This is a genomic window from Bradyrhizobium zhengyangense (assembly GCF_022012435.1).
Taxonomy (GTDB): domain Bacteria; phylum Pseudomonadota; class Alphaproteobacteria; order Rhizobiales; family Xanthobacteraceae; genus Bradyrhizobium; species Bradyrhizobium zhengyangense.
On the sequence record NZ_JAKLUA010000015.1, the window covers coordinates 14,098 to 28,528 of the forward strand.

Here is a 14,431-nt window from a genome sequence, read left to right on the forward strand (position 1 = left end):
CACAATACCGATACGCTCTTTCGATGATTAAGTATGAACTGGGTCAAGCTTCCGAACCATTTGCGCCGGGTTCCCGGCAACGACCGTATAGGGCTCGACGCTCCGCGTCACAACACTTCGAGACGCTATGATCGCCCCCTCTCCAACCGTCACGCCCTTGAGAACCGTGACACCAAAACCCATCCAGACGCGGTCCCCGATGACGATAGGCGCCGATCCAACGTTAGTCCAGTCAAGCTGATCAAAGCAGTCCGGATAGCCGTATCGCTCGTAGAACAGCTTCACTGCGAGCGCCCGATCACGCCAGTTCATTGAATGAGAATCGTGGTCATAGATGGTGACGTCCCAAGCGATCGTGACGTCGTTCCCGATCGTGACCCGATTTCGACTGAGAATTGTGCTGTTGGCACCGATGTAGCAGCGATCACCGATGTCGACCTGTCCAGTACGCGCCTCAAAGACGATAGGCCCGTTCAACAGACAATTTTCGCCGACACGCAGATACGCTCTCTCATCGACACTTGCGAGAAACCGCACGGAAAATCCACGCAGCATTCGCACCGAACGTGGCATCAGAACCCGCGAGCCAAAGGCCCGCATCTTCCGATGTTGCCATGCATTCAAAACCTTATGGGCGAGAGCTTTCATTATGAGCCATCTGCCGGTTCGGTTTGACGGACCAACGCGCAGAAAGCCACACGATAGTCGCCTCTGGCTATGACCGGTAGTTGCTCCACATTCGCGAAGCGCTGAGATACGTCCCCTCGATCAAGGCCTTTCGGCGAGGACCAGTTATCGACAACCACCTCCACAAGGCGCCAACCGGCAAACAAGCTGCGGATGGTTGCTAGATCAAGGTACCATCCATTATTAAACGCGAGCAGGTTCGGGCCAACGGTCATACTGATAAGAAGGATTGCGTCATCGGACATCACCCGCCCGAGCTCGGACACGAGGTTTGGAAGGCTATTGCCGTCAAGCCGGTCACCGTACCTTCCAAGCCCGATCAACGGCAAAGCTACCGTGGAGGTAAAGCAGTCGAACGCGCCCGCAGGAAAAGGAAGAGGTAGCGTGACATCGTGCTGGACGTATCGAATGGCACTAAAGCGATCATGACAATCGGCGAGTACAACAGCCGTTACGTCGTGATAGGCGGAAAGAATGGCATTTTGCGCTTTGGGGCTTCCGATATCGAGGATCCGGCGCGGACGTGTTTCGCGCGCCAGCCTGGCGGCGACCCAAAAGCCAAACGCGTCATAGTGGTTGAATAATTCGGTGGGATCAGCAGATGCGTCGCCAACGATCTTCGCAGGCAAGCCGCGCAACGGATTGTCCGCCGAAATCGACGAAAGGTAGGCCTGAAGTTCCGACCGCATGAACAGCGATCTTACCTTCCTCGCAATCCTGTTTGCCAATGGGGGCGGCGCATCCTTCATCGAAGAGACGCATCCTCGATCAACTCATTCACGACGTGGCCAATTCGCTCAACGTCAGACTTGGTCAGATCAAAGAACGAGGGCAGATTGAGTCCGACTCGGGACTTGCGTGCCGCCACCGGCAACGACTCCTGCTGGTACATCGGCATCGTCGACAGAGGATAGAAATACGGTCGAGAATCAATGCCGCGCTGCTTCAGTGATTGGATGAACGCGGCGCGAGTGCCGGCGTCAAAGCGGTCAACCTCCAGGCAAACCATCCAGAATGCGCTGTGAGCCCAGTTCTGCACGCGATTGAGCCGGACCACATCACTCGTACGAACGACGGACCGATACCACGCCATGATTTCCGCGCGGCGAGCAAGAAATTCATCTATTCGCTCCATCTGCGCGACCCCGAGGGCCGCCTGAAGATTGGTCATACGATAGTTGAACCCTCGCTCATCGTGGAAATAGCGACGGTCTGAGCTCATCGCGTGATCACGAAGTCGCTTCGCTCTGTTGTAGAATGTGGGATCGTTCGTCGTCAGCATGCCACCTTCGCCGGTGGTCACGATCTTGTTTCCATAGAAGCTGAAGACGCCGCAATCGGCGAGTCCGCCAACGCGCCGTCCCTTGTATTCGGCGCCGTGCGCCTCAGCCGCATCTTCAATGACGATGATGCCGCGGGACTTCGCGATCGAAGCAATCGCATCCATGTCCGCGGGATGACCGTAAAGATGGACGGGCATCACAGCCTTTGTACGCGGCGTGATCAGAGCCTCGACAGAACCGGGATCAATGCAAAGCGTCTCCGGATCGATGTCAGCAAGAACGGGTGTCGCACCAGTGTAGGCTACCGCATTCGCAGTGGCGACGAATGTCAAATCCGGAATGATCACCTCATCGCCGGGCCCGATTCCGAATGCGGCCAGAGCAAGATGAAGGCCGGTCGTCCCGTTGCTCACCGCGATTGCAAACTCGGTTCCGCAATACCGGGCGAAACAATTTTCAAACTCGTCGATGAATTTTCCGATGGACGATACCCAGCCGGACTCCACGGCGGCGAGCACGAGTTCCTTTTCTCGCATCCCGATGGAAGGCTGTGAAATGGGAATGAATTTGTTCACCATGGGGTCGCTCGACATCCTGCTCTGGACCGTCAAAGCAGCTTCTGAAACGCCTGCCATTGGTCTCTCTTCGAATAAGTCGTGGATATCATTTTGTGACCTTCGCGCGCAATAGCCTCACGATGCCCGTCATCCGCCAACAGACGGCGTATCTGCGCTACAGCGTCAACCCCAGTCGTGTAGGTGACGAGGGTACTTCCGGGGGTCATTCCGACTGGGTATTTTCCCGCATCGGACAACAGAAGGGCTCCGCAGCCCATGCCCTCGAAGCAGCGCATATTCCCGCGCTCCTCTCCCGCCATGTCGATGGCTCCGTTCAGAACGATCTTGGCCTTGGACAAGACATCGTAGAGCTCCAGACCGAAGACGGGTCCTTGCGAAACCGACCGCACTTTTGACGGACGCCGGCTTCTGTTCAACGGCGGTAAGACTCCGAGAGGCGAATCGGCAAGGCGAGAGAGCCGCGAAGGATCCAAATGGAACACGACACGTGATTGATCAGCCAGGCCAGCGACAGCATTCAGGACTTCGGCTCGCCGCGTGTGATGGCGTGAATATCCACCGACGAAAACCACATCGACCGGGCGATCCCTGTTATCCGCAAAGCGATCCATAACCGGATCGTGGCTAGGCGCGAAATAAGCAGTCCGGTAACCGCGACTGCTCATCTCGGCGAGAATGCCGGGGAAATTTCCCACGACAAGATCATAATCCGAGAAATCAACCGGCCCGGACGGAGCGCTACGCCAAGCGATGCTTTTTTTGACGCAACCCGGCAGCCGCCGAAGAAATCCATTGGCAAGGCGAACCGGATCGAGGTTGTAGAATATCTCGGTGCGGTGCGCTTCAATTTGCGCGAGCAAGATATCTTCCAGCGGAAGCGTCTTGGGAAGGCCCGCTTCTCGGGCCCATCCGCGCTGTAAAGATTGGTCGTCCCAATTCGTGAAGAATGCATCACTATCGCCGCAGCTGATCGGAAGCAGCATGTGACAGGCCCCATAGCGATCATCGAGGAATACCTGGATTTGCTGCTTGAAGGTCAAAGCATTCGCGGCAAGCCGTCGCAGGCGCGATGCGTACGACGGATAGTAGCCTGAATTCTGAAAGACCCTCATTCTCAAGCTCGTACTACGTCGTCCGGACCGGAATGCAACTGGGCCGACCGTGCAAGGGGTCGGCCGCGACAGTCCTGTCGGGATCAGGAAAGATTTGATCTATGTTGTTGCGACGTTGTTTTTTCGCGCTGCGGCGATTGACCGGGAAACGCATCCAGATAGGCATGGTCCACAAAGCGCCCGTTGTCTACGTAGTCATAGCACCAACCCGACGCACCTGATCCGTCACCGCTCGATGACTGCACGAACGTCCAGCCCGTTGCAGACGCCAAATCCAGACATCGCAAGTGTGGAATCTCTTCAGCCGCTCGATCGCCGCGGCATATCGGTGGGAAACGATCGGGACCAACGAACCTTCGAGCTCCTGATAGACCGGCGCGGGCGATGCTTGGGAATAAAGATCGCCGTTGAGATAAGTCACCCATTCCCCGTCCTGCTCTCCCTCCAGCACGAAAAACATCGAGGCCTGCGAACGATGAGGACGCGCTTCGTCAAGATGCCTTTGTCGGTCAGCCGGAAAGAGCGCAGCGCCTGGAAGTGTGGTGTCGGAGACGTCCCCGCTCCATTCCTAGCCCACAGGTTGAGGCCTAGCAATGCCAGCAGATCCCGCAATATAACATATTGAAAAGATTGACGATTTTTCTTTCCAGCGAGCAATCGCTGCTGAAAGCCTCCGAGTTTATTTACATCGCGGAGAAACGGCAAGGACTGAAGATCGCCTGTCCGGAGGAAGTCGCCTTCATCGAGAGCTTCATCGGCGCTGAACAGCTCGCGAAGCTCGCCGAGCCGCTGAAGAATACGGCCTACGGCAAATACCTCATCCGCTAGGCCGGTCTCCGCTAGCACCTATCGGTCATCGCGATCGATCAAAAATGATCCGCTTCACGGGTGCGCTGACCGAGATAGTTCCGCAAACAGCGCCTTTGCAAGCTCCTCATGCGGTGGATGGATCGGCTCAAACAGGCCGCGTTTGCGCTCGTTCAATGTGGGATCCATTGGATGAGTTGATTTCGCACATGGCTTCTTGCCAACGGCGCGCCGATCAGCGCCATGCCCGCGAGCCAGAAGATGCATTGCAGGGTGAAGGCGATGAATCCCGTTCCCGGTATCACGTACCGAGCTACTTCTCCCATGATCGATCCGGAAGCGACGACTGCCACCATCATTCCGAAGAGAAGAACCGTGAGCCGCACGGGATTCTTCGCAGTTTGGACGAGCAAGACTGAGAACAGGACACCGAGCTGAGCCAGCACATCTCCCGCCGTCAGGCTGATTGCCGCCCCCAGCGGACCAAGCGCCGGAATGAGGAACGCGGAAAGGCTGAAGAAAATCATAATCTGCAACGACTTGGTCCAAAGCAGCAGAGTGCCCCTGTTGCTGTAGCTTGCGTAGCTCATGGCGAACGTCGCCGGCGTGACGAGGCACGTGCCGCCAATGAGCACCAAGGCCAGCTTTGCGTCATATGGGATTGCCCCGGCGGTCCAAAGCTCGAAGAACTCACGCCAAAACGACAACAGGCCACCCGCAATCAGGCTCACCGTGAACGTCACCACGAACAGGCCTTTGGCATACAGGGCCCGCAGGCTGTCGCGCGCACCCAAAGCATGATCGTGCCCGAGTTCCGCTGCAATCGGCAGTGAGAATTGATAGCACAGGCCGCGGAGGAAATTCGCAACGGTCCTGGTAAGCACCCACTGGGCGATCGCGGCCCGATCGGACACCAAGGCGCCGACGAGAAGAACCGAGAGATACGCCATTCCGACTTCGGCAAAGTTCATGACGCCAAACGGAAATGCGCCGGCGAATTGAGCCCTCACCCATCCGCCCGAGACGCGCTGCGGAAGGCCGCGCAGGAATGGAAAGTGCCGCTTCAAATCCGATAGCAGTATGAACGCGGAGACGCCGACTTGTCCGGCAACAAACGCCAAGGCGACCATCAGCAGGTCGCCCGTCAGAAGCACCGCGATCACCTGCGCGACCTGGCCAATTGCCGTCCCCCATGCCTGCACGGCGACGACACGACCGTACAAACCGCGGGCGCGATAGAGCGCACTCGCGAGGTTCACCGGCAGCGTTGTCGCAAGGCCGAGGGTCACCACTGCGAAAGCCAGATCGAACTCCGGTTCATTGCGAAACCCGAGAACGTTTGCGGGATTCACCAGCATTAGCAGGATGCCGATGATGGCAATCAGGCCCGCGGCGACACCAATGAAAAGCAAGAGGACGCCGGCGAAGTAGCGGCGCGTACGGCGATCCGCGTCGGCTCGCGACTTTAACGAAAGAAAGCGATTCAGGCTCCACGCGTGAAGACCGGGATCGGCAGCCTGCACCAGGCTTCCTGCGGCGAAGATCGTGAGCCACGCGGAGAGCGTTTCGTGCCCCAGATGCCGCAAGAAGAACGGAATAAGAACAATCTGCTGCGTCAGCGCAAGCAGAACGATCATCGAATTCGCCGACCATCCACCCAGGATGCGGCGAAAGCGGCTTGGGCCCGACTCGATCACGTTGTGCACGAGCGTGGCAGTTCGATCTGCTGGAAATGGCAGATCTGTCCGATCACTGTCCCGCTCCGAATACGCCGCTGTTCCATCGCCGGTAAGCCTTAGTATTCCGCTCGTTCGCAGACAAGCGATGAGATGCCGGTTCCGGCTTGGACAAACGTACGGAATTGGGTAGTGACATCCGTACCATCATGGCGGAGGCCGAACTTTGTCGAAGATCGTTGCGCGAGTAGGCCGTCGGGACATCACACCGCGCGACCGTCCCGTCCGGCTTGCGGGCCATCCGTCCAGGACCGCCCCCATCGCCGACATTCTCGACGCCATCGAAGTCGGAGCGATCTTGTTCGAGGGGCCTGGCCGCCGAGTCCTTCTTCTGTCCTTCGATCTGCTGCAGGTCGGCACGGAGCTTCAGGATCTCATCATCGGCAAGCTCACGAAGCGGGGATTTGGCCGCGACGAGATCGTATTGCAGGCAACCCACACACACAGCGCTCCGGCGACCGATAAGGCTTGCGCACCGCTCGGCATTCCGGATGAGCAATATGTGGCGGAGCTTGGCGATGTCGTCGACGACCTGGTCCGACAAATCCTGGGGCAAGAGCCCACGCAGGTCGCCTTCGAGATTATTGAAGGCCCGCTGCGGCATTCGATCAACCGCCGACGCTACTGGCCGTTCCCGACGATCGGCAGGATGCACGGATTCAACCTGACCAGCATCGCCTTCTCGCCGAACCCGAAGGGACCGAAGAACGAGTTGGCGACTGTCGTTCTCATGCGAGACCTCCGCGACGATCAGCCGATCGCACTGCTCTGGCACTACACCTGCCACCCGACCGCCGTGATCCCGACCAATGCGATCAGTGCCGACTTTCCCGGCAAGGTTCGCGAGCGGCTTCGCGAGCGGCTCGGCCCCATTCCGTGCCTGTTCCTGACCGGATTTTGCGGCAATATCAGACCAAATATCGTGCCGGCACCGCGCGCGATTCCTCTTCGCGAGCGATTGCAGCAATTGGCGCGAATTGCGTTCTTCGGAAATCTGTTTCCATCCCCGTCGGCGGACGACTGGCGCCGCTGGAGCGAAAGTCTCGCGAGCGAACTGGACGAGATCGCGCAGCAGCCCGCGGCAAGAACGTTCAATCCGCAGCAGTTGAGGATCGGCTCGGCAAGCGTGCCGCTGAGCACCTTCTTTCACGGCAAAGCGCCGGCAAAGCCTCTCTGCGTGCAGGTTCTCGGCTTCGATGACGCGCTCGAGATTGTCGCCATCTCGGCAGAACCGTCGGTCGAATGGGAGGCTGAAATCGGGAATGCCCTGCCCAAGCCGCCGGGATGCATCCGTCTCCACGCAGGCTATCTGGGATCGCTTTGCGGATACCTTCCGACGACGGCTCAGGTCCCCGAAGGCGGATATGAGGTCGAAGGCTTTCAATCCCTGTTTGGATTTGCCGGCCATTTCGATGCCGGCCAGATCGGCCCCGCGGTGTTGTCCTGCGTGCAGCGCGCATTCGAAGCAGCCCGCACCAGCCTTCGCCGCGCCGGCTGACGGATGCGCCCTTAGACAGGGACAAATTCGCGCGAAGCGCCTTCGCTCTCGATGAGCTCGACGACGACGAACTCCTTGGTCAGAAAAAACTGCACCGGAGCGCCGTCGAAGGCGATGGCAGGCTTTGCCGCGCCCGTCGGAGTGGCACCGCGCGCGCGGAAATAGTCCGCGGCGGCTGCCAGATTCCCGACCCGATAGGCAATCTGATTGAGCACGCCCCTGCCAGACGCGGCGATCTTCGCAACCGGAGAATTGTCCCCGAGCGGCGCGATCAGTTCGAACATCACACCGCCGGCATCGCGCAGAAACTGCACCGAGACGCCCAGCACCTGATCGTCATAGACCCGCGTGGCCGCAACGATCGGCAGCAGCGAGCAGACATTGGCGAATCCGGACGTCAGGTCCTGCACGACCAGGCCGACATGGTCGAAGATCAGCTCGGGGCGGGCTGGGGACGACATCAGTTGGGTCTTGCAATGATGCAGGCGGAAATCGTCAGCTTGTGCTTCCGCGCCTGCTCCATCGTGTGATTTGTCATCGGGAAGAATTCCGCGCGTTCAATCTCGAAGCCGGCCGCGCGCACCGCGTCGACCGCTTCTTCCGGCGAGCGCAGCAGATAGAGATGATCCGGCGCAGGGCTGTTGATCGGAACGTTAACGAACAGCCGGCCGGCCGGCTTGAGCAGCGACCGCAGCTTGACCAGCGCCCCCTTCGGATCCTCCAGATGCTCGAGAACCTCCGAGAAGGTAAGGCAATCGAACTTCGCGCTGTCGTCCGGGACGGCATACAAATCCTGCAGAACGAGCTCGGGCTTCTTGCCCGACATGCCCATGACCGTCAGCGCATCCCAGGTCTGGCCGATGCTCGCCTTGCTTACGTCCCAGCCCTTCACGCTCCCCGATCTCTCATCCTTGAGAGCCTGATAGATCAGCAATCCGTGCCCCGGACCGATTTCCAGATAGTCGTAACTGGCGGGCGCCTGCTTCAGGAACACGTTGCGATAGAACTGGTAGCAAGCCGTGTGGTTCGACCAGTAGATCTGGGTCAGGAGCAGGCCGTCCATGTACCGGCCCATATATTCGGTATCGCTGTAGACCAGACGATTGGCCTCCTCGAAAGTCTGGAGCCTGTATCGCCCTTTCCGTCGGAAAAAGATCTCTTCCTCGCGCACGATCTTGCAGATGAAATCGTAGCCGTCGCAGATTTCGCCGAGACGCGGACCCGCGATCTGGCGAATTTGGCTTGCGAGCTCCTCGAGCGTCGTGAAGTCTTCAGCCGAGGCGTGCGAAAACCGCGTCTCGAGATAGTTACGATGCGCTGGCGTCCGTTCATACTGGGTCCGCATCAACGAAGCGAGCTGCGGAAAACGCTGTTCATCGATCAGGCTTGATGCCGTGCTCAAAGTCTGTCTCCCTAAATGCGCGCGCCAACGGCATCACGGATGCGAATGGGCGGCTTCTTGTCCTGATAGGCGTTCACGGAAAGCTCCCAGGCGGTCTCGCCGCCGGGACGTTCACCGATCAATTCGAATCCCAGATTGCGGTAGTGATCCGCGACCATCATATTCTTCTTGGTCGGAACGTAGACGCCGCGCACGAATTCCTTGCCAAGATCCCGCGCACGAGCAACGAGCAAATCCAATGTCGCCTCGGGAACGCCGCGTCCAAGCACGCGGCACGACATCAGCCACGTGTCGATATCGATCGCATCCGTGCCGATATCCGCGATGACGACGCCAATCATGCCATTGTCGCCAAATGTGTCGCTGAGGCGCATCTGCATGGTGATGCGGCGCGGGTCGGCCTCGGCCGACGCCACGTCAGCCTCCGAATAGCGTTTGGTCGTCAGGTTGAACTGGTTGGACTTCGAGATCAATTGCGCGATCCGCTTGCGCCCGATCGCATCGAACGGATTGACCTGCAACTCCATGTCGAGCGACTGGAGATAGTCCTCCTGCCGCGCGAACGACTTCAGTTGCGCCGTGCGCCGGGCATCAGCCCGATAGTAGGCGACCCGGTCACGATCCTCTGCCGTGAATCCAGTGGCCTCGAAGTAGCAGGCAGACTGGAAGACTGGGATCCACTCCGTAACATCCTTGGGGACTTCGGGCACCGCGACCTGAGGCAGCGCAAAGCGGATTTGGGCGCGTTCCGCCGGATTGTCGTCCAGGAAGACAAAGCTATCGAGACCAAGGCTGAGAATCTCGGACAGTGCCTGCAGATTTGCTGCCTTGTCGGTCCAGTTGATCTGGAAGACGGCGATGTCCTCCTCGACCAGCACCATCTCCGGATGGGTGCGGAACGCATCCAGGGCAACACTCTCCTCGTTCTTTGAGGAGACGCAGAGCACGATGCCACGGTTGCGCAACTCCTTAGCCATGGCCTGGAGGGCGCAGTGCGCTTCCCCAACCGGACTTCCAGGGCCGAGCAGCAGGTTCTCCTTGCCGTCGTCGCCCACGATCCCACCCCACATGGTGTTGTCGAGATCGAGCACGAGAACCCGGCGCGACTTGCCGAACTTTAGCGCGACCAGCCTGACCAGATGCTCCGCATAGAGCGGCGCATTTTCGGGCGCGAACGGATATTTGGCCAGGGCCCAGTGTCGTGCGGAGTACCAATTGTCTTGGCCGATCCTCTCGGACAGCATCGCAACGTCCAGCAACAAGTCGCCGCTGGATCTTGCGAACTCAGACAAACCCGCGTTGACCCGGCCGACGAGGTCAACGTGCGAGCCCGGTATCAACCGATCGACATGCAGCCTGACGTGCGCGGGATCCGGCGTCAAAGTGTGAAAGACGACGGGCTTCTTGAGCGATGAACCGATGCTCCCGCGGATGGCACGCAGGCGTTCGAGCGCCCGGTCTGCGATCGCGGCAGCGCCCTCGGGCTTCCCGGGCGCAGGCCGCAGGCCGAAGGCATGCACATCCATCGCAACTACGACGATATCGGGACCGAACGTAGCGATGCCGTCACGATCGCGCTCCAGCAAGACCTCGGGATCTTCGTATTCGGAGATCATGACGTCGAGGCGCAAACCATGCCGGAGCCCGGTGCCGATCAGCGTCTCTTTCAGATGCCGCGCGGTCGAATTCGACAGCAACAGCACGCGGACGGCCTGAAGGCCGGCCTGTCCCGTCGAGTCCTGAATGCCGGAGAGGCCCATTGCGAGTCGCCTCAGGCCACTCACATCCCATTCATATTGAGCCAGCCGAATTATATCTGCGACATTGCCTCCGCCGAGATTGCGGGTTCGCTCGATGTCACTTGCCGTGGGCTGTGGCAACCACCTCATCATCGGCTTGATCACGGCAGACTCGCTCGTAGGGCCAGCGTCACACGGCAATCATCGAGATCAAATCGCCCACTGAGCGAATGCTCTCGATCTGCGCAGCCTCGAACTCGCGATCAAATTCTCGTTCGACCGCAGCGACGATGCGAATGGTCGCGAGACTATCCCATCCGTCCACGTCGTCGGGGGTGGAGTGCGACGAAATCTGCAAATTCGGGAGATCAAGTTCCTCCCGGAAAATGGTCTGCAATCGGACAACGATATCTGCCTGCTTATCCACTGATCAAGCCCTTCGAGTTGAGAAACGCCTTCATATACTCCGGCGAGCGGCGCTTCAACCGGAGTTTTCTCTTTTGATTTCAAGAGTATAGCATCAAGCCAGAAAGCGCCTGTGCCAAGGCATGCGGTACATGCTGATACCACGCCGACCGAGGGAAACACCCGTCATGATCGCGTCGCGCGCCGGAATCGACCACATCCACAGGTTCGATAGGCGGAATTCGATGTACTGATCGGCGGGATAATGTCGGCCGAGCCACGCTGCGTCGAACGCACCGTTACGGTTGAGATAGGTATGCGTTCCCTCATCCCCGTCGCGCGTACGCCACCGATATGTGGTTGAGCCATGAAAAATCGCTGCAAAGTCCGGATTCTCGTGGCGAAGGATGCTTTCGACGGCGTGCAGCGGTGTCAATGATGCCAGAAACCTCCCTACTCCCAGCCCGACACAGAGAGCGTCGACCTCCATCAGCTTTTGATAGGGAGATTCGGGATCCCACGGGGTCTCCGTGATTTGATGATCCTTGACGAGGAACTCTGCGCGCGGCCCCAATGCGATAACCGAGGACGAATTGTGAATGCTGCGCTTGACTCCTCTGTACCGCCTGAACGTTTCAGCGATCAGGCCAGTGGACACAGGTTCTCTATGGATTTCCAGAATTTTTTGGTCGTCGATTTTGAGCGGAATTGCGGACATCACCAGCGTTCCTTCTGGACCGATCAGTTCGAGAAGCAGATCGATCACTGACGACGGTTTGCCGGAGAAATTGTAGAATTCATTCCAGGACGACTGCACCCACACGGTGGCGCCGGGCTTGATGCCCAGCCTCTCGAAGGCCGACCGCAATTCGGGAACCGAGATCGGGTCCTTGAAGAACCTCTTTTCAAGGGCAAGCCTGCGAAGCCGGACGTAAGACCGCAGATCCTGTCGGCCCAAAGCGCGCCGCAGGGTGGAAATGACGAATTGGCGAACTGAGACTGACATCTCTGGCGGTAGCAACTTGGAGGCGTTGGTGCAGGTCGTCAGCTATCAGGCCGCCCCCGCTATGTCGACAATATCCTGAATTTCGGATTGCCATAATCGGCGGCAAGCTTGTCTCACCCACATCGCAGGGCACGAACACCTCGGTGCCCGGCAGCATCGACATGATCCCCGCACCCTCCAGCGCGCGGTGGGTGTAGCCTTGGCTGCCATAGGCATAGCCGGCGCCGACCGCGACGACCTTGACGTCGGCGCCGTGGTAGCAGACGTCGTAGCGGAGCTGCTCGAGACAACGCAGCGTCGGGAAGTTGCCGATCGAGTAGATGAACACCGTCTTGCCCGACAGCGCGATGCCCGCGGCAATGCCGGCCAGGTTCTGCTCGGCGACGCCGAGATACCGCTCGGGAAACTTCGCTGCGAACGGCTCCAGCGCGGAATAACCGAGATCGCCGCAGAGCAGCCAGATATCGGGATTCTCGCTCGCCGCCTGCGACAGGGTCTCGATGAACGTCGTTCTCATGCGCCGACCTCCTTGGCGAGTCACGCTGGTCGACACCGGTGAGGAGACGCAGACCGGTGGCCGGCTGAAGCGGGTGCTTCCTTACGTCGCAAATGAGCCCTTCTTCGCGCTGACTTATGGTGACGGCGTCGCGCCTGCTCGTCAGGAGGATCAGCGCTACTCCAGCGGAACCGGCCAAGACTAGAAGCACACCGATGTCGATCAAGCGACACTAGGGCACGGGGAAACCCAGTCCATATCCGGCCCTAGCTTGCTCGGATTTCCCCCCGCGGAGAAGGGTGTTATAGGGCCAGCCGGGCAACGTCCGAGACCCAAATTTCCGTCAGCGATCCATGCCAGGATAAAAGAATATGGCCTTTGCGCTTCCGCGCGAGCCCATCCACGACCAGCTGAGTGTTACGCTCGCTTTCCTCTTCCACAAGCTACTTCCTGACTGGATCGCCATCGGCGCAGGCGGCGAATCCACCCCGCTCAGAATTGCGTACAGTGTTGGCGATCTCCTCGAGACCGTGGCGTTCTCTTATTTCTATCTCAGGACCCTGGACGCCATTCGTTCCATTGTAGCAGGATCCAAGTTGCTCAATCCCATCGCTTTGAGTGGCTACCTGGTTCCATTCTTCATGATGCCGGCCGGCCCAGTGAACGTATATGCCGACCATGCGAAGATGGACCTCCAGGAAGTCCCGCCTCCGAGCTGGGAGGGCGTTGTTGGGTGCGCCGATACGATCACGACCGGCTTGTTCCTGAAGTTCGTCGTCGCCGAGATCTGGAGGCTCTGGTTCATCGGGGTCCAACCCTCATGGCCGACAGCGAGCTTTTTTGACGCCATGGTCATTTTCGTCTGCGTCTATTTTGACTTTTCCGGATACTCACTCGTGGCGCTCGGAACGGGCAGGCTTCTCGGGATTCCGACTCCGGTCAACTTCAAGGCGCCGTATCTGTCCGGTTCTGTCACGGAGTTCTGGACGCGCTGGCATATCTCGCTCGGCGACTTCGTCCGTCGTGATCTGTTCATTCCGCTCCAGGTCTCCATGGTACGCCGGTTCGGCCGACGCTGGTCTTACGCGACGAACATGGTTGCAGTCGTCACCTGCTTCGTGTTCGTCGGGCTCTGGCATCGCTTTACATTGACGTTTGCCGCCTGGGGGTTGGCGGTCGGGGTCATCGTCGCGTTCGAAAAGGTCGTTCGCGACCGCTGGATCACCACCCAGCTTTCCACAACGCGCACAGTGCGGCTGATCTTGGCCATCCTGGGGCCGATCTACGTCTTTGTGGTCATCGTAGGAACGCTTTGGGTCGCCATTCCCGAATTGATGGGACAGCCGAGATGAGTTCTTCTGCAAGAACGCTGGTCAGACTGCTGTTCATCATGATCAAGATCAGCGCCATCGTGATCATGGCGACTCAAGCTTCCGAAAAATTCGTCTACGGCGGATTCTGATGCCTGCACATAAGCGCGTCCTAAAGGCAGCCTCGATCGCCGGCTGCGCCATTCTGCTCTTTGTGCTGGTCTCGCTGAGTTTAGGCGAGATCAGTTTCCTGCGCCTCTACCACAGAGGGAGGTTGCGTTCGAACCGGGCTCTTGGTTCGCCGAGCACATCCTCCCGGCAGTCGATCATCCGGACAATTGCCTCGTCGTCGGCGCATCGACCGCAAGAGAG

15 protein-coding genes and 1 pseudogene are annotated in these 14,431 nt (G+C 59.0%); 4 read left to right on the forward strand and 12 right to left on the reverse strand.

From position 1 onward, the window contains the following. Window positions 1–27: 27 nt before the first annotated feature. The 5 genes from L6637_RS32015 to L6637_RS32035 all read right to left on the reverse strand — a co-directional run bounded on the left by L6637_RS32015 (window position 28) and on the right by L6637_RS32035 (window position 4,120). Entirely contained in the window at window positions 28–648 is a 621-nt protein-coding gene (locus L6637_RS32015) for an acyltransferase (protein WP_237873035.1), read from the reverse strand. Continuing rightward, a complete protein-coding gene (locus L6637_RS32020) occupies window positions 648–1,436 on the reverse strand; it encodes a hypothetical protein (RefSeq protein WP_237873036.1) in 789 nt (262 codons plus the stop codon). Before L6637_RS32020 ends, L6637_RS32015 begins: the two co-directional genes overlap by 1 nt. Next, window positions 1,433–2,605, reverse strand: coding sequence for a DegT/DnrJ/EryC1/StrS family aminotransferase (locus L6637_RS32025; protein ID WP_237873037.1), 1,173 nt, complete (start codon window positions 2,603–2,605; stop codon window positions 1,433–1,435). Before L6637_RS32025 ends, L6637_RS32020 begins: the two co-directional genes overlap by 4 nt. Continuing rightward, entirely contained in the window at window positions 2,578–3,660 is a 1,083-nt protein-coding gene (locus L6637_RS32030) for a glycosyltransferase family protein (protein ID WP_237873039.1), read from the reverse strand. Before L6637_RS32030 ends, L6637_RS32025 begins: the two co-directional genes overlap by 28 nt. A 187-nt stretch (window positions 3,661–3,847) precedes the next feature. Beyond that, a complete protein-coding gene (locus L6637_RS32035) occupies window positions 3,848–4,120 on the reverse strand; it encodes a hypothetical protein (protein ID WP_237873040.1) in 273 nt (90 codons plus the stop codon). A gap of 170 nt (window positions 4,121–4,290) precedes the next feature. On the opposite strand from L6637_RS32035, the gene L6637_RS32040 reads away from it, so the two are divergent. Further along, complete coding sequence (locus L6637_RS32040) at window positions 4,291–4,488, forward strand: hypothetical protein (protein WP_237873041.1); 198 nt, start codon at window positions 4,291–4,293, stop codon at window positions 4,486–4,488. A 152-nt stretch (window positions 4,489–4,640) separates the two neighbouring features. Here L6637_RS32040 and L6637_RS32045 read toward each other — a convergent pair whose 3' ends face one another. Then, a complete protein-coding gene (locus L6637_RS32045) occupies window positions 4,641–6,104 on the reverse strand; it encodes an MATE family efflux transporter (RefSeq protein ID WP_237873042.1) in 1,464 nt (487 codons plus the stop codon). Window positions 6,105–6,369: 265 nt separating this feature from the next. Between L6637_RS32045 and L6637_RS32050 the strand changes: the two genes are divergently transcribed. Beyond that, window positions 6,370–7,701: a hypothetical protein gene (locus L6637_RS32050; RefSeq protein WP_237873043.1), complete on the forward strand. Its 1,332-nt coding sequence runs from the start codon at window positions 6,370–6,372 to the stop codon at window positions 7,699–7,701. 11 nt (window positions 7,702–7,712) lie between these two features. Here the strand turns inward: L6637_RS32050 and L6637_RS32055 are convergent, their stop codons facing one another. The 6 genes from L6637_RS32055 to L6637_RS32080 form a co-directional block, all read right to left on the reverse strand. Beyond that, window positions 7,713–8,162: a VOC family protein gene (locus L6637_RS32055; protein ID WP_237873044.1), complete on the reverse strand. Its 450-nt coding sequence runs from the start codon at window positions 8,160–8,162 to the stop codon at window positions 7,713–7,715. Beyond that, window positions 8,162–9,103 (reverse strand): class I SAM-dependent methyltransferase, encoded by a 942-nt coding sequence (locus L6637_RS32060; protein ID WP_237873045.1) that lies wholly within the window; start codon window positions 9,101–9,103, stop codon window positions 8,162–8,164. Before L6637_RS32060 ends, L6637_RS32055 begins: the two co-directional genes overlap by 1 nt. 11 nt (window positions 9,104–9,114) lie before the next feature. After that, entirely contained in the window at window positions 9,115–10,887 is a 1,773-nt protein-coding gene (locus L6637_RS32065; protein ID WP_237873047.1) for an HAD-IIIC family phosphatase, read from the reverse strand. A gap of 145 nt (window positions 10,888–11,032) precedes the next feature. After that, window positions 11,033–11,269, reverse strand: a complete 237-nt coding sequence (locus L6637_RS32070) for an acyl carrier protein (protein WP_237873049.1) — start codon at window positions 11,267–11,269, stop codon at window positions 11,033–11,035. A gap of 93 nt (window positions 11,270–11,362) precedes the next feature. Continuing rightward, window positions 11,363–12,115 carry an AAC(3) family N-acetyltransferase gene (locus tag L6637_RS32075; protein ID WP_237873050.1) on the reverse strand — a complete coding sequence of 251 codons (753 nt, stop codon included), beginning with the start codon at window positions 12,113–12,115 and terminating at the stop codon, window positions 11,363–11,365. A 37-nt stretch (window positions 12,116–12,152) separates the two neighbouring features. After that, window positions 12,153–12,770, reverse strand: coding sequence for a transketolase family protein (locus L6637_RS32080; protein WP_237873051.1), 618 nt, complete (start codon window positions 12,768–12,770; stop codon window positions 12,153–12,155). Between the two features lie 10 nt (window positions 12,771–12,780). Between L6637_RS32080 and L6637_RS32085 the strand changes: the two are divergent. Continuing rightward, window positions 12,781–12,903 (forward strand): annotated as a pseudogene (locus L6637_RS32085) (glucose-1-phosphate cytidylyltransferase); the annotation flags it as partial. A 217-nt stretch (window positions 12,904–13,120) separates the two neighbouring features. Continuing rightward, the gene (locus L6637_RS32090) at window positions 13,121–14,101 is read left to right on the forward strand and encodes an MBOAT family O-acyltransferase (RefSeq protein ID WP_237873052.1); all 981 of its coding nucleotides are present in this window, start codon (window positions 13,121–13,123) and stop codon (window positions 14,099–14,101) included. The last annotated feature ends 330 nt before the right edge of the window (window positions 14,102–14,431 follow it).

Coding starts and splice junctions, on each gene's coding strand:
- L6637_RS32030 (WP_237873039.1), bottom strand. CDS start 3,660: ATGAGGGTCTTTCAGAATTCAGGCTACTATCCGTCGTACGCATCGCGC.
- L6637_RS32090 (WP_237873052.1), top strand. CDS start 13,121: ATGGCCTTTGCGCTTCCGCGCGAGCCCATCCACGACCAGCTGAGTGTT.
- L6637_RS32045 (WP_237873042.1), bottom strand. CDS start 6,104: ATGATCGTTCTGCTTGCGCTGACGCAGCAGATTGTTCTTATTCCGTTC.
- L6637_RS32035 (WP_237873040.1), bottom strand. CDS start 4,120: ATGTTTTTCGTGCTGGAGGGAGAGCAGGACGGGGAATGGGTGACTTAT.
- L6637_RS32025 (WP_237873037.1), bottom strand. CDS start 2,605: ATGGCAGGCGTTTCAGAAGCTGCTTTGACGGTCCAGAGCAGGATGTCG.
- L6637_RS32055 (WP_237873044.1), bottom strand. CDS start 8,162: ATGTCGTCCCCAGCCCGCCCCGAGCTGATCTTCGACCATGTCGGCCTG.
- L6637_RS32020 (WP_237873036.1), bottom strand. CDS start 1,436: ATGAAGGATGCGCCGCCCCCATTGGCAAACAGGATTGCGAGGAAGGTA.
- L6637_RS32080 (WP_237873051.1), bottom strand. CDS start 12,770: ATGAGAACGACGTTCATCGAGACCCTGTCGCAGGCGGCGAGCGAGAAT.
- L6637_RS32015 (WP_237873035.1), bottom strand. CDS start 648: ATGAAAGCTCTCGCCCATAAGGTTTTGAATGCATGGCAACATCGGAAG.